We start from the raw sequence: 22,769 nt of genomic DNA, 5'->3' as shown, positions 1-22,769 counted from the left end.
CTATGCAAAGAATAAAAACTCTAACCTCCTCCGATAAAGGCCATATGCTCCATCATAATGGCTCATTTAATGCTACTGATGAGTGGATCGTATTTGATACTAGAAATGATGAAACAAAAATTGGTGAAACGGGAGAAATTGGAATTGTAAATGTTAAGACTAAAGAAGAAAAGATAATCTATCTAACTACAGACCAAACTGTTTATGGTCCAGGGGTTGGGGCGGTTTCATTTCATCCTTCGGAAAATCGTGTAATTTTTATTCATGGTCTTTTGGATGCACATAAAGGTATGCCTTATGGTAATGACCCGTAGATTCGGAATGATGGTTGATCTATCAAGTCCACTAAAAGGAATTCCGGCCGATTCTAGGGATGTTACCTCGCCTTATCAAGCGGGTACTCTTCGTGGCGGGTCACATTCACATTGCTGGAGCCCAAATGGAAAAATGATCAGCTTTACCTATAATGATGAATTTGTGAGTCCTGAATTAAGGACTGTGGGTGTAATGGTTCAACCTGATAAAGAAATCTTTGTCGATAGCGCAGCAGGTAATATCCAAGGCAAGTATTATTCTGCCATTATTGCAGATGTTATAACGGAGCCTGAACCTGGTTCTGACCAATTTTCTAAAGCATTTGATGAATGTTGGTTAGGAAATATAGGTGATGATCCTAATCCTAGTATCGTATTTCAGGGTACAACAAAAAATAAAGATGGGAAGATGTGGTTGAGATCTTTTTAGTTGATATTGTCCCTCAGAAGATGCTTCAAGATAAGGAAGCTATTGGTAATGAAGGTGAGAAAATCAGGGTACCGAAAGGAATTGTTTCCAAAAGATTGAGTCATTCTGAGAATGGGCTTTCAGACTTAAGACATTGGTTGCGGTCAAGTCCTGATGGCAAATTTGTTTATGCTCTGGCAAAGGATAAGAATGGATTCAATCAGATTGCCCGATGTGAAGTGAAAACCGGTGAACTCAAGAATATATCGAACCTTGACTTTTCGATTTCATCACCCATTAACATCGATCCTAAAGGTGGGAAGATTACATTTATCTCCAACAATAATGTCTATTTATTTGATTTGAAGTCTTTGAAAGCAGATAAAATAACTGATTTTGGGTCTGATGATTTGCCTTTGCTGGGTGTACCTGTTTTTTCAAGAGATGGGTCGAAGCTAGCTTTCAACCAGTTTGTTGAAAAGGATGGAAGAAAGAATGTGCAGATAAAAATGATCTATTAATTCTTGCAGTGATTGTGAGTATCAGGTTGCCAACAAATTTATAATCTACGAGGAATTTCCCGAAAATTTATCTAATTTCATATCAACCATTTTCTTTAATCTATGTCGAATCCAACATTGATCAGTACCCTTTTAACTATTTTTGAACGAGATTTAAATAAGCTCAGAACTGAAATTGAATCTTATACTGATGAAGAAAAATTATGGATTATAGAAGGTACTATTGCCAACTCAGCAGGGAATTTATGTCTTCATCTGATAGGGAATTTGAATACTTACATTGGCGGTGAATTGGGTAAATCTGGCTATATTAGAGATAGAGATGCAGAATTCAGTTTGAAAAACGTTCCTAAGTCAGAACTCTTAAATAAAATCGAAAGTACAAAACAGGTTGTTTTAAATACTTTAGATAAAATTTCTGTTGAAGATCTGGAAAAAGAATATCCGATCGAAGTATTTGAGCGAAGAACTACTGTTTCCTTTTTCTTGGTTCATTTGGCAACTCACCTTAATTATCACCTAGGACAGATTAACTATCACAGAAGATTAACCAATCATACTTATGGCTCCCAAAATTATTGATAAAGTAGCTTTAATTCATTTATCTGAAAAGAAGGTCCTCAGTACTCTTTCAAAGAATAAGAACAAATTATATTTTTCCTGGCGGGAAAAGAGAATTAGGGGAATCAGATTTGGAATGTTTGAAAAGAGAGCTTTTGGAAGAATTGAATATTCAAATTTTAGAAAATACCGTTAAGTTTTTTGGAAAATTTGAAGCCCAAGCAGACGGACATCATGATAGTATTACTGTTCAAATGTTATGTTATTTTTCTGAATTCGAAGGTATTCCGATAGCTTCAAGTGAGATCCATTCATTTGAATATATAACTTATGCTGACCGCTTTAGAACCTCTGCCGTTGATATTCTGATTTTGGAAAGATTAAAGGAACTTGAATTAATCGACTAGTAAAACTGCGGCTTTGCTGATTGTATCTTATTAAATTCTAAATATTTATTCCTTGGCTGACTTTTTGCTAAGAATTCCCTTAATGATGAGTGGAATTTTTTTAGATTTGGGTTTCACTTATTGGATAAGAGTTGTTATTTGACAGGTTTTCTTATCCATGTTAAACTATTAGAAAATCTCAGAAATACAGACGAAAAATGATACTGAAACAAAGGATCAGCAATAATTATTTAAAACCTATTCTTACTGGAGTGTTTTCAGTTGTGCTGTTGGCGGGATATGCGCAGGAAGGGGAAAAACAGCAAGGTGAGAAGCCAGCGAATGAATTAACGAACAGATTCAATCCTCAGGAAATGGATTCCATTGAGATTGTCAGGGATTACCGTCCGATGCTTGCCGATGCGGTTAAGATTCGCCGTAGTCCAGATATGAACATCGATCGGAAATCATTGGAGATTGAGCTTCGTAAGATTGCTGCCGGCATGTATTTTTCCAGAAATAAATACAAAGAACCTTATCATAGTCCACTACCCGAGAAATATCCAAATTCTTCACGCGACAATATAGACAATAACAGGATTGGTATTATAGCATATCGCGGACGCGAATTTGAGCGGGCGGCTTCTATTTTGAAAAAGGTTGCTCCCGGTGATGCTTTCTATCAAAGCTCAATGATAGCATTAGGATATATTGCTCAGGAAAATGGCGATAAACAAGGTGCACGTGATGCTTTTAATAAAGCATCAGAAATGAATTATGATCAGGACTTAAAGGCAGATGCACTTTATAATTACGCCAAATCATTATATGAACTGGATTCGATTGAAGTTTCTTTGAATCCTCTGCAGCAATTTATTTCAATGAAATATGCTGATCTAGATCCAAATTCAAAAAATGCAGAGAGCACTGAAACTCGTATGGCTCAGGTCCTGTCGGGTTCCAGTAATTTCCAAGCAGCAGTTTATCTCTTGGAATCTTTCCAAAATAGAGAACAGAAAGCTGATGAGGTATATCAAAAATTAACTTATTACCGCGGAATGGAATTTTATAATGAACGTGCTTTTGAGAACAGTATCTCAATGTTCATGCGTTCTGAAAAATTCCCTTACGATAAGACCATGGCAGCTTTAGCAACCTATTGGAAAGCAGAAGCAATGTATGAAGTCCGCAAGTACTCGGAAGCGGTTGATAATTTTTCCAAGTTTCTTCAGTTACCGGAAGCTAAAACTACAAGTGTTTACAATTATGCAAACTACGCTTTGGCGTATGCTGCATTCCGTATTAATAGATATGCTGTAGCAGCACAATATTTTGAGCGTTTCTTAGCAGCGGAGAAAGGTACTTTAGACGAAAGTGTACGTTATGATGTGATCGCTAGGTTAGGGGATTCCTACCTTTCTACGCGAAATTATAGCCGTGCAAATGAATACTATGATCAGCTGATTGCCAACAATGCTCCTAATCAGGATTATGCTTTGTTCCAGCATGGTATAATTCAAGGTTTGCAAGGGGATAATCAAGCGAAACTCAATACGCTGAAGTCGGTAGTTGAAAAATACCCTAGTTCGAACTATGCTGATGATGTAGCATTTGAAATACCGTATATCTACTTCACTGAAGGTGATTACGATACTGCAATAGAAGGTTTGCAAAGAATGGTTGAACAGTACCCTCGTAGTAGTTATGTGCCTCGGGCATTGGTGACTATCGGACTGGTACAGTACAACAAGGATGACAATGAGGCTGCATTGGCAACCTTCCAGAAAGTGGTAAAAGATTATTCTAAAACTAGTGAAGCTTCGCAAGCATTGCTTTCTATTGAAAACATCTATTTGGATCAAGGAGATGCAACAGGCTACATCCAATATGCAACCGGAACCAATATTACCGACTTGAGCGTTGGAGAGCAGGGACAACCTGGCATTTCAAGCTGGGCGTACCTTGTTTGCTAGAAAGCAATATGGTCCCGCAGTAGAGGCTATCAATGCATATTTTGATAAATTTCCGAAACCAAGGCAGGAAAAACATGCTCGTTATATCCGTGGAGTCAGTTTATATCATACTGGCCATCCCGAGGAAGCTTTACATGACTTGAATATCATCCTGAACGACTGGACCAGTGAGTATACTGAAAATACCTTAATGACGGTAGCTACATTGTATCTGAACTTAAAGCAATATAACGAAGCAATCGTTCACTTGAAAAAGCTTGAGCTAAATTCGGATTACAAAGATAATTATGGTTTCGCGGTTACGAATCTAATGATCTGTTATTACGAACTCGGTGATTATGAGATGATGGAGCAATATGCGCAATTGGTCAAGGAATATCAAGGAGCAACTGAGGCTGAGATTGCGACTGCTCATTTGTATACTGCTAAGGCAAAGCAACAGCAAGGAGATAAGGAATCTACTTTGAAAGAGTTGAACCTAGCTGCATTGAAAAGCAAATCTGCAGCAAGTGCTGAGGCAAGATACCTTGTCGCACTACAGCAGTATAAAAACAAAGAGTACGACAAAGCTGAGAAGTCTGCTTTTGACGTTATCGAAAATATGGATTCAAATGATTACTGGGTAGCCAAGAGTTTTATCTTGCTTGCTGATACTTATGCTCGCAAAGGGAATGCTGTTCAGGCGAAAAGTACCTTGGAAAGTGTAATCGAAAATTATGAGGCAGATGATGATATTATCTTTGAAGCAAAAGTTAAACTACAGAAATTGAAGAAATAGATCAAGGGATTTTGATATTATGAAAAAGCCAACTTTTAGAGTTAAAAGTTGGCTTTTTACTTAGTTATTTATCAACTCGATTGCTTTTTCCAGTACCTCATCTCTATTTGCTTTAATTCCTTCAATTGTTGGTTTAACGACTACATCAGGAACAATGCCTATTCTTTGGGTTTCAGTTCCGTCAGGGTAATAAACCCCAAGTCCGGAAATAAATGTTCTCAATCCTCCGGGTAAAAGGATTTCAGAAACATTGCCATCAGCTCCGGCAGTGGTACTTCCCACGATCTTGGAATTGTTCACAGCCTTAAATGCCATTGCGGTATATTCTGCTTGACTCTGAGATTTCTCATTGACCAAAACCACCAATTTACCTTTGTAATACAAAGGGTTATGTTGGATGGTAACAGGATTTGAAAATGTAAATTCACCAGGGTTTTTAGGATTTGGGAAGGTAAATTTTTACGAATGTTGTAGGTTTTGACATGAAAAATGATCCCAAAGCAAAAGGAGCAAAACTCGAAGGGTAATTTCTGATATCTATGATGATACCCTTTGTATCCTTCAAAGTATTTTTGATCATATAGAAATCTTCATTTTTGATGTTTGCCAATGTAATATATCCAATATTACCGTCCATTATCTTATAAGATTTTTCATCATTATTAACCTTGTACATATAGTACATTTTAAGTTTTCCTCTTTCAAATAATGGAATTTCATGTTCTTGATTTTTTCTGTCGGAAACATACCTTAATTTCATGGAACTGTCAGTCGACCTTAAAATGTCTGCTGAGATATCCCTTAGCATGGCAGAAGAATTAGAGGATGGATAGTATATTTCTAAGCTGTCAACGATAGATTCTACCTTCTTTCCATTGATATGGGTAATATAATCGCCAACCTTTAATTTTGTCTGATCTGCATATTCTGGATTATAATAATCCACAACGACTAATTTATCTTCGATAAACTCTGCTTTGAAAGGAGCAAAATTCTTACCTCGTAATTCTTGGATCTTATCACCGCCAGAAGCTAATTTAGCATGCGAATCCTTAACATCTGCAATTATCTGTAACGCCACCAATTCGTATTCCAACTCATTTTTGGCATTCAGAAACCCTGGAATATATTCCTTTAGCACCTTATCCCAATCTTTTTCTGTCAAATGTTTGTTTGGGTTAAAGTAGTTCATCATATTCCAATATTTGTACAGAGCCAATAACCTAAATCCTGCGTCAGGGTAGGGCATATTGCTGTACGCCTTTTCATTCATGAAGTCAGGGTTGCTTATATTTGGATGAAGTTTGATGTAGTAATTTTCATTTTGATTTCTATTGTTATAAATATCATTTAGCAAAACTTTCACTTCTGAAGATAGGTTTGAATTTTGAATCCATGACAGATCAGGTTTTAATACAGCAGATTCTGGACTTGGTTTGCAGTTGGTACAAGTTGGTATTTTTCCATATTTTTCAATCCATGTTTTTATAACCTGATCTCGGCCTTGATTATTATTTGCATTCAAAAACTGAGGTAAGACTCTGAATAACTCATAATCCCAATTGTAATTACCTTTCGCTATTTCAGGGTGATGATATTTCATAAATCCCCAAATTTTTCCCAAAAGTTCAAGATTACTAACCGATTCACCTGTCATTTTTGGGAAGGTAATGTTTGATCCATTGTCAAACTCTTTATCTTTATCTGCTGGAAATAATTCTCTTTCATAGATATCGATTTCATCTTTTCCTAAAATTTTTCCATCGATTGAAATCTGTAAATTATCCAACCACATTTTACCTTTTCCAACTAAAATACCTCCAAATACTATGTTTTGTGTTTTCTCAGGTTTTAATGGCAATTTAATTTCAAAATCCTGCCAATCCGTAGTGCCTTTTACACCTCGATTACCCATGTTGTCAAATGCAATCTGGGGGTCAATACGCATCCATAGCCCTGCATATCCATCTTTGACATCTTCAGTCTTGATGCTCCCTTTCAGAAGAATGCTTTTGCCCTGGTAATTATTGGGTACCTTGAACTCTAGTGCTTTAAAAACATTATTTCCCTCCGTACTCTCCATAACAACAGAATTTTTGCCCATTTTAACCTGACTGGAATCTATATAGACTTTATAATCGCCCTCTCCAAATTCCGTCCAACCTGTTGGATAACCATTTTGAATATTTTCAAAATCTAAGTTTAAATTCTTATCATTTGCTTTGGTCACATTTTGCGCACATCCATAAATGGGAATTAACAGGATAATTAAGAAATTTAAGACAAGTACTTTCATAATAAAGGTTTTTATAAGAATTGGTTATCTGATCAGTAAAAATGCTGTACTATTAAAAATAAGGAAATAATTTGTATTGGTTGAATAGAATTGCTGGATTTATTTAAAATTTAAGTTAATTCATTATGCAAATGGAAACTTTTAATAATGTATTCTAGCAAGAGGTTTTGAAGATTGGGTAGGGGGTTGCGAGAGTACAATTGCTTGGAAATAAAAGTCGTTCCGATAGCTTGGAAGGGCTTGTTTGAGGAGAAAGTTGTTTGTTTAGTTATAATTCTTAATACAAAATCATATCTACTTTCTGTATTTGATTTTTGTGTTATTTTAACGAAATTTAAAAACGATGTGATGGTAAATAATCGTTGATTGATAAACATTGACAAGAAAAAATAAATTAAAATGACTTTAAAAGAATTTAAATCACTTTACCCAAATACTTTTTTGGATTATTGTAATAGTAGTTACAGTAAAATGTCAACTTATAAGCCATTGGATAGAATTTATAATTTTCTAGATTCGAATTGTAGAATTAGAATTAACTTTTCTCCAATATTTAAAGAGGATTCTAAAAGTGAATTTGATCAACAGAATAATAGAACTTATTATAAACCTATTTTAACCATTGACGATCATACCATATTTTGTGGTGATTCATGGCTCATTGATCAGGCAAAAAAGATTGTAATTGGTAAAGCAATCTGTTATTTGGAGCACGGAATTATAGATTGAATAAATTTTAGATCAAGATTATTGAAAATTGGTCAATTCCACCGCGGATTATATAAATACATTGCTAAAAAAATACCCTGAAAGTGAAAACTTTCAGGGTATTTTCAGTGCGCCCACCTGGGCTCGAACCAGGGACCAAAAGATTATGAGTCTTTCGGCCTGTACCTTTTTACATGGTGCAAAATCGTCGTTTATGACTTGCAGAAGCAATATTTGAACTATTTTTGGAACCATAAAATTTTGCTTCGTAACACATTTGTAACGTTTTTTTTTAGAAAATAATTTGAGGTATGACGATTTAAATTTAATATGCCTTTTTCTAAACATCCGATACTGTTTGTGCCAGTAAATATTAAGGTCTTATTGGAACTGATCAAAAAATTATACAATCGACGAAATTTAAACAACATTAATTTTAAAAATTTATATAAGTGTGGGATTCCATTATATTTTTCCATAATTGTCTCATAACTATCTATAACTTCATCTAAATTTCTTTCTGTTGATAATGAACACAATACAACCATAGAGATACTTACAAGTTCCTCAGGTATCAAATTGCGTAATATTATTAATAAATGAAAAAACTTGAACATCGTATGTGTAGCGCTTTCAGTAGTAGAGACTATACCAGACAACATTTTAGTTAAGGCTATGAACCTGTCCGTAACTATATATCCGTCACATTTTAAACAATGTAACAAAGTATGTTCATTGATGGATATAAAACTATATTTCTGTTCGATGAGTTTAATTAAACAGTCATGATAGATTTCATCTTCAATAGCTTTATCTTCTTTTAAGTGTTTTAGCAGAGGTATTATCCAAACTAATTCCACACTATTCATCAATCTTGTTGTTTGTTTTCTAAAAACAAGATCATCAGACAACAACACAGCTTCTTTTTCTTGAGCTAACAACGCAGAATCATAAAATGATCTTCCAAATTCCTTATACAATCTTTCTTTTTCATTCTTATTAAGTTTTAAAGTATTAGGACTTTCTATCGTAAGGTATTTATTTACAGCTTCTAACAGTGGTGAATTATTTAGAGTTTCACCATCCGTTATGTTGTATATGTTTTGTTGTAAATGTTCATAAATCAAGTCATAAGTGGTATGTGTTATTGTTAACTTATCGAATTCTGAACTTACAATTTCTAACAAATTCAAATCGAATAATGTAAGTACCCCACATATATCAAGAACTATATCATTCTTAAAATCAATTTCTTCTGACAAAATAGACTCTTTAAAAAATCCATGAGGGGCTATCAGTTTATGTCCCTTTTGTCTTATAATGTCCCGTATTTTGATAGGATTTTCATTTAATGCCTCAGAAAGAAGTCCTAACCCTACTTCCGCCCTGGTATAGTAAGAGAGTGCAATATCAAATGGGCTATCTTGACTTTTTTGTTCCAAACCTGCGGCTTTGATAAAATTGACAAGATCGTCTATGTGAAATGCCTTTACGGCTCCTTCTCTTTTGAAAATGCCACTTGCATCAGCTTGACATTGTTTGAACTGCTGGAGATACTTATTACTTATAGACTCTACAGCCCACTTTTTTTTCCATAAAAACCATTTGGCAATACCAGTTCAAATCCTACTTGTTTACCTGCTAAAAGTTTGTATAATTCCTCATCAATTGAAACCTCGCTTTTAGACCGAATTAAATCCGAAACACTACGGTTTTCAAATAATAGATCCATTCTTTCCCGAATGCCATCATAGAGTACTACATACGTACCTTCTGAAATTAAAGTAGGTGTGGGAAGATGAGAAAATACATCAAATTTTAGGCAGAATGTTAAATATAAATCGTTTGATTTGGGATTATTATACTTCCTATGATATTCGTATAAGATATCAATGCAGTCTGTCATCCGGCCTCGATAGGCTAAAATTGCTAAGTAATTTTTGAAGTCGTCAAAATTTAATAATTCATAATCTAATTTAGAATTTAGATATCGATCAAGCTGCTCAAAGTTTTGTGTTTTGAAATACAATGAAATTATAAAAACATTAATATCAATCCGTTCAGGATAAACAGCTAAATATTGTTCAGCTATAGAAATAGCCTTCTCATATTGATAATTTGAAGAATACACGTTACATTCCATTATAGTATACTTGGGGTGTATCCCTCGACTGTCTCTTAGTCTACCCAATAATTCTATCAATTTAAATGAATCACCGCTCTTTTCAATTAACCTTATCAAATTATCGGTTATGGTATCATAATCAAAGGTGATGATGCGTTTTTCCAGTAGCTCTACCCCCTTTTCAAAATAGTTAGTTTCCTCGTATAATTCCGACAATTGATAAATCAAACTAAATCTGGTTTCATCATTGATTTGTTCATAGCATTCTGATAGTAAATCCGGAAGATCTGGGGACTGCAAATGAAGTAAAATTCTTGCCTCAATAAGTCTAAAGTCTAACCCTATATATTCCTTGATTTTAGATTGCCAATAGGTCAATTTCTCAGTATCTTCGTTTTTAATATATCGATCTACAATAAAGTTAGTAGCTTGGTTTAAAAAGACGTTTCCCTCCCTTGATATTAGCTTTTCGTAATAATCTTCTAATTTACCAACTCTATTAGCTTGTGAGCTGATTTCAATAAGCATGAGATTGTCTTCAACCTCATTGAACATTAAGAAATACTGGTCAAGAGTGGCAAGCGCACCATTAAAATCCTTCAAGATAAAATGTATCATCGCCTTAAGCCGATACAGTTTTTGGTATTCAAGAGAGTACTCAGACTCTAATTCTTTAAGAATATTTATAGCATCCTGTTCTTTACGAAGAAGGTAGAGCAGAATAATTCTTGCTTGTTGTAAAAAAAGCTTACTTTTAGTAGCTTCTTTTTCAGACGCCAACAAATCGAGGATCAATTTTAAATGACATTCTATTTCCTCTGTTAGCTCTTTGTTAATACTTCGAATATTGAATATTCTGTAATCCGATTGATACCTATGAATCACACACTCGATATAGGTGATTTTAATAATCTCTGTGTCAGAAGCAACTTCAAAAACCTCTTTAACGGTGCGATAATAATCTTTGAAATGATTTTGATCTCTATAAGCAAGAGAGATAGCTCTTTTAACTTTGGGTTCATCCGTAAATTCTTTTGGCACCATTTTTAAGATTTCGTCTATGGCAAGCGATTGTTTCTTAATAATGATGTATACCTCCCAAATCTCTGGATTTTTCTCACCAAACAACTGAATTGCTTTCTCAATTAGTTGATTTGCTTTGATATAATCATTTTGATGTAGGAGAACTTGGGAGTAATTACATAAAGCAGCATAATTTTCTGTGTTAATCTCATATGCTTTCTTGAAATAACTATGAGCCTCGTCTTGTTTACCAAGTTCAAAATAAGAATGCCCAATATTGGTCAAGACTGTTGATTTGTGATCCGTAGATCTGATAGAGTGAAAATTATTTTCTAATATAAGGAGCGAATCAAGAGCTAAAGTAAACTGCTTATTTTCAATAAATGCATTAGCATATTTAATTTGTTCCTTTACTATTGGGCTGTCATCATTAAGAGCCTGAATCCTTTCTAAAATCACTGTAGTTTGCTGATGGGACTGTTCTTTCAAATCAGCTATAGAGTTAAGCATTTCACTCTGAACGGGAGTCGCCACCTGCCTAACCAGAATATCATAAGTAGCAAAAAAGTCTTCCAGTATTTTTTGTACTATTAGTTCATTCCAAGATGTGTCAGTTCTACCATCTTGGCTTTTCATCAATTCGTTATTAACGTGCCAAAGGAAGGGATTTTTATCTTTACTGTGAATGTAACTATTTTTAAAAATAGAAAAAGAAGCGTCTTTTATTAGAATATGGGAAAAATCACTCTGATTGATTCTGCTTTCAAAGAGCAATAAAGTGTGTATATAGAGAGATTTATCCTCATCCTTAGGTTTTTCGATGTCATAACTTGCCAAAAATTTATGAAATTCGTTTATATCCTTTAGCTTTTGATATCCCAAAGTGCCAGCATCCTTTAATAGGTCAGTAACGAATGGGATTCCTAATAAGCCAAAAACAGTCATTATCATATCTTTTTTATAGAATGATAAAAATACTCAAAAACGATTAAAAAGAAGTGTTTTTCAACACTTGCAAAGCATCATTGAACCACTTAGTGTTTTTATATTTAAAATTTTGCTTTTCTGATTTTCTCATTAGAAATTTTGTAAAAGAAATTACAGAATCACTCTTATTGGTCAATCTAAAAGACCTATAATCATTGATACAGGAACTAAGATTTAACTTATTATGGAAAAACAAATCCTCTAACTGAATAAGGTTATTCAGGTTTATCATGACCAAATCCTTAACTACATAGCAAGAATTTAACTCAGCAAGACCGAGTAAAGATAAAAACCGTTCGTTTAACATATAATTCACACCATCGACATCGAAATTAGAATCTGTGTAGATGATTACCGGAAAAACATATACCTTGTTCAGAGTAGTTTTGTCAATTTCCTTATGGATAACGGGTAGCTTTTCCCGAATCACGTTCAAAAGCTGTTTAATCGCTTTAGGTTTTGACTTTTTACTTTTGGTAGTTCTCTTTTCAAATGTCGATTCCTCAAATAATTCCAATACCTCATTTTGAATCTTAGACAGGTCCCTCGAATACTTGACCTCGGTGTTAAGTAATACGTCCTTGAATTCAAAAATGAACACCCTGGAACCCTTGCGGATATAATAATCCGGTTCACCATTTGAGATTTTGGACTTCAATGTCTCACCAGACAGCATCACGTCTGCATACTTACTGAAACATCTATTCATGATTTCACAGAATAATATCCGTTCGGTAAATCGTTGGCCAACCAATTGTTTTAAGTCTGGAAAGCCACTAATATTAGTTCTCTGTTTATATTTGGATAAGATTTTAGCAAAATCAAATAATAAGCTACTGAAGATCTTATCAACAAAGAACTTATCTGACAATATTATAAAATGATTGTTAGAAACCTTTAAAACAGGCGTTTGCCTTAAAGCTCTAAAATCTGTTCTCGAAACAAAAGATCCCAATTCGCAACAAATTGGTGCCATAAAGTTCAATGCCGACACGTAGGTATTATCTATGTACACAACCGGTGTCGCACCGGAATCATTCGTCGACATTTTTAGATATAAGGTAAAGTTGATGAATAAATATTCTTGCCATGTCATTCCATATTCTGACGAAAAAATCTGCAAGTATTCAAAAAAAATGCTGTCTTCTGCACAAAAAGACATAAAACTAAAACACTTAATAAATTCTGTGCGGTAATCTTTCGGGTATATAATATCGTTGTAGATCAGCTGTTCAGGAACATATACGCTTAGGAAAGATTCAGGAGAGTCAATCCGATCTACATTATCCACCTTGCTGGCTCTTTCATCACAACAAATCCAATATGCCAACATAATATTGCTGTAATCATCCCTACTTAATTCGTCTTGAGAAGAGTTGTTACAAATCAACAATTTTTCCATTAGCAATAACATAGCATGACTATCTATAAATGAGTATTCAGAAATTTTTATACTTTGTAAATAATCGACTACTATATGTTGTATATCTATGTTAAGCCTAAATAGGATGGGCATTAACAAACTTAGTTCATCATTGGTTTTTAGAAGCTGATTTCTTGTTAAGGCAAGATGGGAAACAAATTCTATAGCCCTAATAGTAGGAATAGTTTTTAGATACTCTTCAATTTCCTGGGTTGTTTATCCGGGAATAGGCAAGAATAGGTCATTATCGATTTGATCTGTAAGTATTTTTTGGCCATTTGAGATCATTTTAAACTATTCAAAATAGTTTAAAATGATCAAATAAACAAAGAAAAACTCGGCTTTTCTTGTTCCTCCAGAGATTTGACGGACTATAGAATACATTATAATGTTATTTTTGCTTGATGACCATCGAACAGCTGGAATTGCAACTTAAAGTAGGAGATTTTTTTAAGCTGCCAATCTATCTTTTTCTAGTAGCGTCTCTTCAATCTGTTTGGGTGCTGAAAAATCTCTTTGGAGGAGATTTTCAACTATCTCATAGCCATGGACGGAATCTGTGGTCAACATATATTTTTTCATAACCTTATTTCGTATCCCATGTTTCTTCATCAATCTTGCAACGTAGCTTCTTGATACCATTTCACCCTTTTTGTGCAGCTCTGCGGTTATCCGTGGACTGCCATAGATATACTTACTGTCGCTGTATATCTGCTGTATTTTATCCACAAGTGCTTTTATTTCGTTGTTCCTTGGGGGATTCCGGGCAAACCAGCCAACGGTAAAAACAACTGCTACTAACGTTCAATACTTCGCACATCTTCTCTACGGAATATACTTCTCGGTTCTCCTTTATGTACCGGTATATGGACTGTCTCCCCTGGAGAAGATGGTTTTGGCCTTTTTTAATATATCACGTTCTAATTCTGTATCTCTTAACTTTTTACGTAAAAGCCTCTGCACCTATTGTTCTGGACTAATCCTAGGATTGTCAGGTAAAACCTTATTCTCATTATAAAGTGGATTTCTACGCCACTTACTCAATAAACTGGGGTCTATGTCTAATTCCTTGGGTACCTCTGCTACGGATCCCTTAACAACGCTCAGATCTATCGCCATTATCTTAAACGAATCATCGAATTTTCTATGCATCTCTACAAATTTAAATTACTCCTTAAATCTGTCTCGCTCTTAAGGTAGCAACTCCAAATTTTTAATCTTCCCCCAAAGAATTCTGCTTGATCCTAAATCACATCGTTTCGGGATATCCGATTCGGTGTAGGACAGATGTCCCTAAAATGCCCTAAGAAACTAAAAAAGCCATTCCGATATTTTGTGGGCACTGAAAAAGTCCTCTTTTAGAATGGGCTAAAAAAAGGAGTGGAAAACAACAGTTTTCTGCTCCTTTTTTCGTATCTTAAAGTAGGCTTTAACGGACATCAGGATGCTTTCTACCCAACAAAAAATTCAGTTCAGTTCCTATTCGGGATTGTACGATATCATTGTTCCAAAAGACAATCTACTTCGCAAAATCAACGATCTTATCGATTTCAGTTTTATACATGAGGAACTTTTGGAGAAGTATTGCCAGACCAATGGGCGTACAGCAGAGAGCCCCATCAAGATGTTCAAGTACCTTCTGTTAAAGACGATCTACACCGTTTCGGATGTTGATGTCGTTGATCGTTCCAGATATGACATGTCCTTTAAATACTTTCTGGAAATGGCCCCTGAGGAGGATGTGATCAATCCAAGTTCGCTCACCAAATTCCGTAAGCTACGGTTAAAGGACATGGACCTATTGAACCTGTTGATCAATAAGACCGTAACGATCGCTCTTGAAAAGGGTATTATAAAATCAAGGTCCATCATCGTAGATGCCACACATACCCATTGCAGATCGAACCCATACACAGCACTGGAAGTGCTCAAGGAACGATCCAAGCTGTTGAGGAAAGCAATATATCAGATCGATGAGGACTACAAAGGGCGCCTACCACAAAAGAACGAGTCCAACGACCTGGACCAAGAGCTTGCCTATTGCAGGGAATTACAGAGAGTGCTGGATCAGGATCAATCTATCAGTGAAATACCGGCTGTAAAAGAGAAGTTGAACCTGTTGAAGGAAACCATCGAGGACACAAAGGAATACTATCTGCTCTCAAAAGATGGTGAAGCCAGGCTTGGACATAAATCAATGGACAGTAGTTTCTTTGGCTATAAAACACATCTGGCAATGACCGAGGAACGCATCATCACAGCAGCGGTCGTTACTACAGGCGAGAAAGGTGATGGTCCGGAACTGCCCCGATTATTGGAGATCAGCCAGCAGAATGGAATGGAAGTGGACACGATTATAGGCGATGCCGCATATTCTGGAAAGGACAATCTACGGCTGGCAAAAGAACAGAACATTGATATCATCGCTAAATTGAAACCGGCAGTCAGCCAGGGATCCAGGAAAGAAAGCGATCACTTTCACTACAATAAAGATGCGGGGATGTTTGTCTGTCCAGCTGGCCATCTAGCAATCCGGAAGGCCCGTCAGGGCAAAAAGAACATAGGTAAAAATCAAGCAGACACGTATTACTTCGATGTGGATAGATGTAAGGTTTGCCCTCTCAGGGAAGGATGTTATAAGGATGGGTCAAAAACAAAGACCTATTCGATAACCATTAAATCCGAACTCCATAAAGAGCAGATGGCTTTCCAGCAAACCTATCATTACCGGAGCAAGTCTAAGGAAAGGTATAAGATCGAGGCAAAGAACAGTGAGCTCAAGAATGTCCATGGTTATGGAAGAGCAGATTCCTATGGCATCCAAAATATGGAAATGCAGGGTGCAATGGCCATCTTCACGGTAAACTTGAAAAGAATCCTGAAATTGATCTAAAAAGAAGGAATATTACCTCAAAATCAATGGATTTGAGATTCTGAAAGCCTAAATAGCCACTCATGGTCGATTAAACCTTCAATAAAACCATTAAAAAAACAAATTTTCAGAAATCCTTAGAACAAAAATGACCGAGTAAGATAAATCCTGTACTCAGTCATTTCTTTAAATCTCATTAAAAAGTTGAGACTTTTTCAGTGCCCTCGATATTTTCGGAACGGCTTTTAGTTTTGTGCGCCCACCTGGGCTCGAACCAGGGACCAAAAGATTATGAGTCTTCTACTCTAACCGACTGAGCTATAGGCGCGGTTATTTTTTGTTGTTAAAAAAGGAAATTATTCCCGTTTTGACGATGCAATTATCGATATTTGAGACGAGAAAACAAAATTTTTATATGCAAAAAATTAAAAATGTTATTCTGGATTATGGCAATGTGATCTTTATGATTGACTTTCCTAAAGTGCGTCAGGCATTTATAGATTTGGGGATTGAAAACCCAGATGATTTTTTTGGACATAAAGGTCAGGACAGTTTGTTCGATGCCTTTGACAAAGGGGAGATCAGCGTTCCTGAATTTCGTGATGGTGTTCGTAAGAAAGCCAACCGATATGACCTTAGCGATGATCAGATCGATACAGCTTGGAATGCTCTTTTGATCGGGGTACCGGAAGGAAAGCATGAGATCCTGGAAAACTTGAATGCCAATTACCGTTCTTTTCTCTGTAGTAACAATAACGAACTTCATTATGCATATTGTATGAATTCGATCAAAGAACAGTATGGTGTTCCTAACAACGATCAGTTTTTTGAACGTACCTATTACTCGCATTTGGAGGGTTTGAGGAAGCCTGATGCAGCGATTTTTGAACGAGTATTGGATCAAAACAACCTTGTTGCAGAGGAAACTCTATTTGTTGATGACAGTCCTCAGCATTTGGAAGGAGCGGGGAGGCTTGGTATTCAGACTGTTCTGTGTTCTAATGAGCGTCCGTTGGAGCAGATAGTTGCGGACCTTAAATTATATTAATAATAGCTTGTGTAATCCTATTGCTTTACGTATCTTTGCAGACCAAGAATTTTTACGACGAAAGGAGGTATACAAAAAGCTATGATTATTGTTAATGTAAAAGAAGGAGAATCTTTAGATAGAGCGTTAAAACGTTTCAAGAAGAAATTCGAGAAAACTGGCGTATTAAGAGAATTACGTTCACGTCAAGCTTATGAGAAGAAATCCGTTGCTCGTCGTATCCAAGTTAAGAAGGCTATTTATAAGCAATCTTTAAATCAAGATAACGCGTAATGATATTTGAAAGCTGCCCAAGGGCGGCTTTTTTTTGTGTAATGGGATTAGACATTAGACAAAAGACATAAGAGATTTTATAGTTTTAAATTAGGTGGCCTGGAAAGGTCATTTTTTGTTTTGAAACAAGTGATTGTTGTGATTTATTGTTGCACCCCTACAGGGTTTATTGACGTTGAATAATCATTCTAGAAAAGTTACACCCCTCTGGGGTTTTATATTTTAGTATTGAGGTTACCTTGATTGTTGAGGGCAAGGTTTATGGTTTTATTAGAAAAGTAGACTAGTATTTGAGCTCTAATTTTTTAATTCTCTGCTTAAATTCGATTTTAATGAATCCACTAATTCTTGAATATTATTCACATTATTCGAATTCATGTATTTGTTTGTGTTATCAATATCGTCTGTCAATTTATTAAAATATTGAATTGGAATTCCTTTCGATTTGAAATCTGACTTTGAAGATTTTAATACAATCTTATTATTCTCCACTTTTATATCTTCAATTAAAACCTTGATTAATTGGTTTGCAACCATCTTTTCTTCTGATGTTCTCAATGAATCGGGAATGGTTTGAACATATCTAAAGTCCTTATTTTGATTATTACAGGCGGATACGAGTAATGAAAAACCGATAATTAAAAAATAAAATGTGAATCTTAATAGCATCTCTAATTCGCAGATTCGTGTTGAGATGAATTGGTTAAGAATAGCGTTTTTCATTAAAAAAAGGTTTTTCATTATTTAATTTTATGATACATTAAAATTATAAAAAAATCTTTATGATTAAAATGTATGCATTTATAATATAAAATATTTTATTTAGCTCATGAATATCTTTTGTTTTGGTGACAAAGTTGGTTGGTGGTGACACCAACCATAGCGGCGGAAGACTTAATACAATGTCTGAGGTCAATATTATAAAAACGGTTTTCTGAGCTTGTGATGAAGGATGAACACGCATGTTGGGAGAACACATGGGCGATTTTGGGGGGAATGGAGTTGCGGCTTGCCGCAACTCCATTCCCCCAAAATCGCCCCTTATAAAAAAAAGGTGTGTGTCATTCTCTCGCTTTAGCGAGAGAAACTATTTAGGCGCTGTGCAAGCGTTAGAACAACCCTTCTTGGCTGACAATTTATAGCAGGGATTTAACAAACATGCCACACCTATGGCGTTTGTGTTTGATGCGATTTTCATTTCTATAGATATTACATGCCTACGGCATTTAAGAGATATTTCATGCCTATGGCATTTTACTCCGATGGGGTTTTTGCGCCGTGGCTCGTGTCTCCACCTGTCTATAATAGTTGCACCCCTACAGGGTTGAATGTTGCTTTATAATCATTTCTATAATAGTAGCACCCCTCTGGGGTTTTTATAGTTTGAAACGATCCTTTCTTTAATAGTTGCATTCATCTGGCATTTTATAGTTTGGGATATAATGGGAGTCCCGCCGGGCTAGAGGCAATATTTGTTTCTTAAGCAACCTTGATCTTAGTAAATAATAAAAGCCAGTCTTGGGACTGGCTTTTTTCGCTTTTTTGTACCTCCGGTAGGAATCGAACCTACATCATCAGAACCGGAATCTAACATTCTATCCATTGAACTACGGAGGCGGCACGCCAAAAATAGTATTTTTTATGCGTTTTATGCAACTATAGCTTGCTGATTTTAGCAAGCTATTGATTTATAGGGTTTCAATAATATTAGTGACCTTCGTGACCTTCTTCGACAAGGTGGAATTGAACTTTTAGATCCAAGTCGTTAGCTCCTGCAAACTGATTGAAATCTTTGTTGAAGATATCAGTCTTAGGGTTGATTTTGTCTTTTACTCCTGGGTTAAGGTGTCTCATCAAATAGCGGAATGTAAAGCTGTTTGATGCTTTCAATACGGTGATATATCCTGTTACGCCTACATTAGCTGCTTTGTCGTCTGCAGTTTTGTCGGCATATTCTGCTGCCAATGAACCTTCAGGTGCGCCAAGGATGAAAGCAAAATGCTGATCTGCTCTGTCAATGAAAGTTTGTTGGCTCTCGCGACCTGCAAAATCTTTTACTTTAAGGTTGAAACGGTATGATTTTCCAACTTCTAAATGAACATGTGCATCTACAGGAGGTAAAAAATCATTACCTGAGAATTCTATTGTCTCAACTTCTGGGTTTTGGATGTCATGATAATGAAAATGGTCGTCGTGCTTTTCAGCTTCAACCTCAGTGAATGTAAGGGTTGCTGAACTTACTTCTTCTTGGTCAACTTCTGGCGTTGGATCATCCTTTGAACATGATTGAAAAGTAAAGAATGATGCTAATATTAAAAGAATTACAATGTTTGATTTCATGATGTCGTTTTTAAAATTTGTAGTTTACGGATAAAATAAAGTTTCTTCCAGGTCGGTCAGTGTAATACCTGAATCTGTCCATATAGTCTTTATAGCTTTTATTGAACAGGTTGTCGACTGAAAAAGAAATGTTGATGTGTTGTTTATTAATTAAGAAAGGTTGAGTAATATAAGCCTTGAATAAATTATAGGCAGCAGGAGGGGCAACATAGTCAGTCCCTTCTTCATAGCGATTTTGTTTAGCTACAAATTCATGAGTCAGTTTTACATAGCCTTTGTTTTCAGTGAAGTACCATTGAATTGAATTTTGAAGTCTATCCGATGGGATATAAGGCAGGTAGCTATCAGTGCTGGTGTTTTTTGCACGTACTAGGCTACCTTGCAAACTGTAATGTAAAGTAGGGTTTATCTTCCAATCAAATTGGATATCTGCTCCATAAAATACGGCATTGTTTTGCGAATAGCTGAATACTGGAAAAGTCCCACGAATGGTCTGTCTGACAGAATCCGGATTTGGGGCAGCGTATATATAGTTATGGATTAGTTGTCCGAAGATATCAGCAGTCAATGAAATATTGTCGGTTTTATGGGAAATGGAATGAACCCATTTTAATCCTTGTTCTGCTTTGAGGTCAAGGTTTCCGATTTCATAAATTGCTGCAGCATGGTGGACACCATCGCTATAAAGCTCATTTGCTGTAGGCGCACGCCATGCTAACCCTAAGCTGGTTTTATATTGCCAAGCGTTGTTAAAGTTATATGCCGCACCCAGAGATCCTGAGAAATTATGGAAACTCCGTGTGTCTTCCAACAGATATTGTTGTGGAACAGACTGTTGAGCATCAGTATATTTATATCGATAACCTGCTGCGTCAAAATAACGATAATCATAACGCCATCCAGCTTCTACAATCCATTTATTGAATTGAAATTGATGAATCCCGAACAGTCCAATGGAATAATTGTCATAATTCGGAATAATAGGAGTGGTGCCTGTTCCAGAAACATTGTTGTTCACCTGATTACCTGCATTTAATCCTATGCTGTGCGATTTTGCCTTTAGAATAACTTCCAACTGTTGTGTAGTCAAAATCATATCTGACATGGGAACATCATCTGAAACAGCTCTTCGCATATCAAACTCCTTGCGATGGTTTTGTTGCCATGCATATTGAGCCTCTAGCTGCATGCCATTATTCAGTTCTTGTTGATACTTCAGCTTTCCCAATTGGTGGGATACATTTTGTTTTGGAGCATTGATTTTATAACTGAAATCATACTTTTCAAAAGGCTCACCATTTTCAATTCTTGCATAGATGTCATCTATGGTTCCGACATGTGCTCCATAGAACACGCCGAGTTCTGTGGCAAACCTACTGTAATATGCTTCTATCAATTTATTTTCCTTACGGTATTGCACTGTTCCAGAAAAATTGATCTCTTCTGAACCCGTGTTTCCCAAATAGTAATTAGGAGCTTTGCTGTCACCTAATTTTTTGGCTGAACCTTGCACTTTCCAAGCCAATTCAGGGATAGAATTGATGCCCCCTTGGAATTGTAGGTTGGCCATACCACCTCTTCCATTTGATTGCGCGATTACATCTGCTCTACCTTGGAATTTTGATGGATCTAGGTTTTGAGCTTTTGCCAGCAATACTCCGCCTAGGGCATCTGCACCATAGCGTACAGCTTGGGCTCCTTTAATTACTTCAAATTCATCAGCTGCAAATGGATCAATCTCTGGAGCATGTTCCATACCCCATTGTTGTCCTTCCTGCTTTACACCGTTGTTCATGAGGATAATGCGATTACTGTGAAGGCCATGGATAACAGGTTTTGCAACCGAATGTCCCGAATTCAGAATGCTGACACCTGACAACTGTGAAAAAACCTCTGCAGACAATTTACCTTTGGATTCTTCGATCAATTGTTGGCTTAATTTTGCTTTGATTGCCGTTTTTTGCTCTTCTTGTTGAGCTGAAATTGATACAGCATCAATGGATACGGAAATGGACTTAAGGACAATTTTTAAAGTATGCCCAGCTTCCGTATGAATAGGCTGTTCAAAAGTTTCATAACCCAAGCAGAAACACGTAAAGTAAGGTGTTGATGTCCATCGCCCTCTTTGAACTTAAAGTTGCCATGAACATCAGAAGTAGTATTAAAATCCTTTTCTAGTACAGTAATGCTTGCGCCAACAATTGGTTCAGCGCTCTCGTCCAGGACAATACCATTGATATATTGATTATTGGTCTGTGCATTTACAATTCCTATCGATAAGAATAGAAGCGCAGTCCATACATATTTCAACATGAATGTTGTAGTAAATAAATTATAAAATGCTGTATATTACTCGATTAAATAATATAGGAAAGGGAGGTGCTCGCAAACTTTTGCCAGTCTGAGGATTAAGGGATGGGAATTCTATCTTACTGTGGTTTAATACAGCAGCTATTAAAAATCCATTGGTTTAGATTCCCATGAAAATCCATAAACATTTTGAATGCCCTGTTGAAAAAACAGAAAACAATAATGACAATCTTCCGAATTGGGATGTTGATGGTCATGTTTTGTTTCTGTATGACAAGAATGCGATTCTTGATGGTGATCATGCCTATGTAATACAATTAACCCGATGGAAAGGAACATAATTCCAATCCAAAAGGATGATATTAATTGTTTAAACGGCTTTAGATAAGTAATCACGGTGCAAATATAATTCAAATGCAATA

General features: G+C 35.8%; 23 protein-coding genes and 2 tRNA genes. 12 read left to right on the top strand and 13 right to left on the bottom strand.

Features of this window, described 5'->3' with window-relative positions; translation table 11 throughout:
- Positions 1-2: 2 nt before the first annotated feature.
- The 7 genes from FGL31_RS13220 to FGL31_RS25780 all read left to right on the top strand — a co-directional run bounded on the left by FGL31_RS13220 (position 3) and on the right by FGL31_RS25780 (position 4,942).
- Positions 3-314: a hypothetical protein gene (locus FGL31_RS13220; RefSeq protein WP_138092057.1), complete on the top strand. Its 312-nt coding sequence runs from the start codon at positions 3-5 to the stop codon at positions 312-314.
- Positions 304-744 carry a DUF3748 domain-containing protein gene (locus tag FGL31_RS13215; RefSeq protein ID WP_171017671.1) on the top strand — a complete coding sequence of 147 codons (441 nt, stop codon included), beginning with the start codon at positions 304-306 and terminating at the stop codon, positions 742-744. The genes FGL31_RS13220 and FGL31_RS13215 overlap by 11 nt, the downstream gene beginning before the upstream one ends.
- A complete protein-coding gene (locus FGL31_RS13210; protein WP_138092051.1) occupies positions 726-1,244 on the top strand; it encodes a TolB family protein in 519 nt (172 codons plus the stop codon). Before FGL31_RS13215 ends, FGL31_RS13210 begins: the two co-directional genes overlap by 19 nt.
- Before the next feature lie 102 nt (positions 1,245-1,346).
- Positions 1,347-1,826: a DUF1572 family protein gene (locus FGL31_RS13205; protein ID WP_099371556.1), complete on the top strand. Its 480-nt coding sequence runs from the start codon at positions 1,347-1,349 to the stop codon at positions 1,824-1,826.
- Between the two features lie 17 nt (positions 1,827-1,843).
- On the top strand, positions 1,844-2,212 hold the full coding sequence (locus FGL31_RS13200; RefSeq protein WP_138092048.1) for an NUDIX hydrolase: 369 nt from the start codon (positions 1,844-1,846) through the stop codon (positions 2,210-2,212).
- A 197-nt stretch (positions 2,213-2,409) separates the two neighbouring features.
- On the top strand, positions 2,410-4,164 hold the full coding sequence (locus FGL31_RS13195; protein WP_232046737.1) for a tetratricopeptide repeat protein: 1,755 nt from the start codon (positions 2,410-2,412) through the stop codon (positions 4,162-4,164).
- Positions 4,154-4,942 carry a tetratricopeptide repeat protein gene (locus tag FGL31_RS25780; RefSeq protein WP_232046736.1) on the top strand — a complete coding sequence of 263 codons (789 nt, stop codon included), beginning with the start codon at positions 4,154-4,156 and terminating at the stop codon, positions 4,940-4,942. The genes FGL31_RS13195 and FGL31_RS25780 overlap by 11 nt, the downstream gene beginning before the upstream one ends.
- Before the next feature lie 60 nt (positions 4,943-5,002).
- On the opposite strand, the gene FGL31_RS23615 is transcribed toward FGL31_RS25780, so the two are convergent.
- Together FGL31_RS23615 and FGL31_RS13190 are read right to left on the bottom strand one after the other, a co-directional pair.
- A complete protein-coding gene (locus FGL31_RS23615; protein ID WP_197734239.1) occupies positions 5,003-5,326 on the bottom strand; it encodes a S41 family peptidase in 324 nt (107 codons plus the stop codon).
- A 52-nt stretch (positions 5,327-5,378) separates the two neighbouring features.
- A complete protein-coding gene (locus FGL31_RS13190; RefSeq protein WP_197734238.1) occupies positions 5,379-7,238 on the bottom strand; it encodes a hypothetical protein in 1,860 nt (619 codons plus the stop codon).
- A gap of 399 nt (positions 7,239-7,637) precedes the next feature.
- On the opposite strand from FGL31_RS13190, the gene FGL31_RS13185 reads away from it, so the two are divergent.
- Positions 7,638-7,967: a hypothetical protein gene (locus tag FGL31_RS13185; protein WP_138092045.1), complete on the top strand. Its 330-nt coding sequence runs from the start codon at positions 7,638-7,640 to the stop codon at positions 7,965-7,967.
- Positions 7,968-8,185: 218 nt separating this feature from the next.
- Here FGL31_RS13185 and FGL31_RS13175 read toward each other — a convergent pair whose 3' ends face one another.
- From FGL31_RS13175 to FGL31_RS29930, 5 genes are all read right to left on the bottom strand, one after another.
- On the bottom strand, positions 8,186-9,388 hold the full coding sequence (locus FGL31_RS13175) for a PIN domain-containing protein (protein WP_138092042.1): 1,203 nt from the start codon (positions 9,386-9,388) through the stop codon (positions 8,186-8,188).
- Between the two features lie 131 nt (positions 9,389-9,519).
- Positions 9,520-12,039 (bottom strand): tetratricopeptide repeat protein, encoded by a 2,520-nt coding sequence (locus FGL31_RS13170; RefSeq protein WP_171017670.1) that lies wholly within the window; start codon positions 12,037-12,039, stop codon positions 9,520-9,522.
- 43 nt (positions 12,040-12,082) lie between these two features.
- Positions 12,083-13,495 (bottom strand): hypothetical protein, encoded by a 1,413-nt coding sequence (locus FGL31_RS13165; protein WP_138092036.1) that lies wholly within the window; start codon positions 13,493-13,495, stop codon positions 12,083-12,085.
- Positions 13,496-13,954: 459 nt separating this feature from the next.
- Positions 13,955-14,233: an IS3 family transposase gene (locus FGL31_RS13160; RefSeq protein WP_171017669.1), complete on the bottom strand. Its 279-nt coding sequence runs from the start codon at positions 14,231-14,233 to the stop codon at positions 13,955-13,957.
- A 234-nt stretch (positions 14,234-14,467) separates the two neighbouring features.
- On the bottom strand, positions 14,468-14,656 hold the full coding sequence (locus FGL31_RS29930; protein WP_099371549.1) for a transposase: 189 nt from the start codon (positions 14,654-14,656) through the stop codon (positions 14,468-14,470).
- Positions 14,657-14,948: 292 nt separating this feature from the next.
- On the opposite strand from FGL31_RS29930, the gene FGL31_RS13150 reads away from it, so the two are divergent.
- A complete protein-coding gene (locus FGL31_RS13150; RefSeq protein WP_138090679.1) occupies positions 14,949-16,397 on the top strand; it encodes an IS1182 family transposase in 1,449 nt (482 codons plus the stop codon).
- Between the two features lie 233 nt (positions 16,398-16,630).
- On the opposite strand, the gene FGL31_RS13145 is transcribed toward FGL31_RS13150, so the two are convergent.
- Positions 16,631-16,704 (bottom strand) — tRNA-Ile (locus FGL31_RS13145).
- Between the two features lie 87 nt (positions 16,705-16,791).
- Between FGL31_RS13145 and FGL31_RS13140 the strand changes: the two genes are divergently transcribed.
- Together FGL31_RS13140 and rpsU are read left to right on the top strand one after the other, a co-directional pair.
- Positions 16,792-17,424 carry an HAD family hydrolase gene (locus tag FGL31_RS13140; RefSeq protein ID WP_232046735.1) on the top strand — a complete coding sequence of 211 codons (633 nt, stop codon included), beginning with the start codon at positions 16,792-16,794 and terminating at the stop codon, positions 17,422-17,424.
- 81 nt (positions 17,425-17,505) lie between these two features.
- On the top strand, positions 17,506-17,697 hold the full coding sequence (rpsU, locus tag FGL31_RS13135; RefSeq protein WP_093097788.1) for a 30S ribosomal protein S21: 192 nt from the start codon (positions 17,506-17,508) through the stop codon (positions 17,695-17,697).
- A gap of 297 nt (positions 17,698-17,994) precedes the next feature.
- Here the strand turns inward: rpsU and FGL31_RS13130 are convergent, their stop codons facing one another.
- The 5 genes from FGL31_RS13130 to FGL31_RS13110 form a co-directional block, all read right to left on the bottom strand.
- On the bottom strand, positions 17,995-18,420 hold the full coding sequence (locus FGL31_RS13130) for a hypothetical protein (RefSeq protein ID WP_138092029.1): 426 nt from the start codon (positions 18,418-18,420) through the stop codon (positions 17,995-17,997).
- A gap of 822 nt (positions 18,421-19,242) precedes the next feature.
- Positions 19,243-19,314: transfer RNA gene (locus tag FGL31_RS13125), tRNA-Arg, on the bottom strand.
- Between the two features lie 90 nt (positions 19,315-19,404).
- Positions 19,405-20,037, bottom strand: coding sequence for a hypothetical protein (locus FGL31_RS13120; RefSeq protein WP_099371528.1), 633 nt, complete (start codon positions 20,035-20,037; stop codon positions 19,405-19,407).
- Positions 20,038-20,047: 10 nt separating this feature from the next.
- Positions 20,048-22,120, bottom strand: coding sequence for a TonB-dependent receptor (locus FGL31_RS13115; protein WP_138092026.1), 2,073 nt, complete (start codon positions 22,118-22,120; stop codon positions 20,048-20,050).
- Positions 22,066-22,350, bottom strand: a complete 285-nt coding sequence (locus tag FGL31_RS13110) for a carboxypeptidase-like regulatory domain-containing protein (RefSeq protein WP_138092023.1) — start codon at positions 22,348-22,350, stop codon at positions 22,066-22,068. Before FGL31_RS13110 ends, FGL31_RS13115 begins: the two co-directional genes overlap by 55 nt.
- Before the next feature lie 167 nt (positions 22,351-22,517).
- On the opposite strand from FGL31_RS13110, the gene FGL31_RS22705 reads away from it, so the two are divergent.
- Positions 22,518-22,688: a hypothetical protein gene (locus FGL31_RS22705; RefSeq protein WP_171017667.1), complete on the top strand. Its 171-nt coding sequence runs from the start codon at positions 22,518-22,520 to the stop codon at positions 22,686-22,688.
- The last annotated feature ends 81 nt before the right edge of the window (positions 22,689-22,769 follow it).

It is taken from the genome of Sphingobacterium daejeonense (assembly GCF_901472535.1).
In the GTDB taxonomy this organism is placed as follows: Bacteria; Bacteroidota; Bacteroidia; order Sphingobacteriales; family Sphingobacteriaceae; genus Sphingobacterium; species Sphingobacterium daejeonense.
Note: the sequence above shows the minus strand (reverse complement) of the source record. Positions and strands in the feature narration are given on the sequence as shown.

Coding starts and splice junctions, on each gene's coding strand:
- FGL31_RS13220 (WP_138092057.1), top strand. CDS start 3: ATGCAAAGAATAAAAACTCTAACCTCCTCCGATAAAGGCCATATGCTC.
- FGL31_RS13215 (WP_171017671.1), top strand. CDS start 304: ATGACCCGTAGATTCGGAATGATGGTTGATCTATCAAGTCCACTAAAA.
- FGL31_RS13205 (WP_099371556.1), top strand. CDS start 1,347: ATGTCGAATCCAACATTGATCAGTACCCTTTTAACTATTTTTGAACGA.
- FGL31_RS13195 (WP_232046737.1), top strand. CDS start 2,410: ATGATACTGAAACAAAGGATCAGCAATAATTATTTAAAACCTATTCTT.
- FGL31_RS13190 (WP_197734238.1), bottom strand. CDS start 7,238: ATGAAAGTACTTGTCTTAAATTTCTTAATTATCCTGTTAATTCCCATT.
- FGL31_RS13185 (WP_138092045.1), top strand. CDS start 7,638: ATGACTTTAAAAGAATTTAAATCACTTTACCCAAATACTTTTTTGGAT.
- FGL31_RS13170 (WP_171017670.1), bottom strand. CDS start 12,039: ATGACTGTTTTTGGCTTATTAGGAATCCCATTCGTTACTGACCTATTA.
- FGL31_RS13165 (WP_138092036.1), bottom strand. CDS start 13,495: ATGTTATTGCTAATGGAAAAATTGTTGATTTGTAACAACTCTTCTCAA.
- FGL31_RS29930 (WP_099371549.1), bottom strand. CDS start 14,656: ATGCATAGAAAATTCGATGATTCGTTTAAGATAATGGCGATAGATCTG.
- FGL31_RS13150 (WP_138090679.1), top strand. CDS start 14,949: ATGCTTTCTACCCAACAAAAAATTCAGTTCAGTTCCTATTCGGGATTG.
- FGL31_RS13140 (WP_232046735.1), top strand. CDS start 16,792: ATGCAAAAAATTAAAAATGTTATTCTGGATTATGGCAATGTGATCTTT.
- rpsU (WP_093097788.1), top strand. CDS start 17,506: ATGATTATTGTTAATGTAAAAGAAGGAGAATCTTTAGATAGAGCGTTA.
- FGL31_RS13130 (WP_138092029.1), bottom strand. CDS start 18,420: ATGAAAAACGCTATTCTTAACCAATTCATCTCAACACGAATCTGCGAA.
- FGL31_RS13120 (WP_099371528.1), bottom strand. CDS start 20,037: ATGAAATCAAACATTGTAATTCTTTTAATATTAGCATCATTCTTTACT.
- FGL31_RS13110 (WP_138092023.1), bottom strand. CDS start 22,350: ATGTTGAAATATGTATGGACTGCGCTTCTATTCTTATCGATAGGAATT.
- FGL31_RS22705 (WP_171017667.1), top strand. CDS start 22,518: ATGAAAATCCATAAACATTTTGAATGCCCTGTTGAAAAAACAGAAAAC.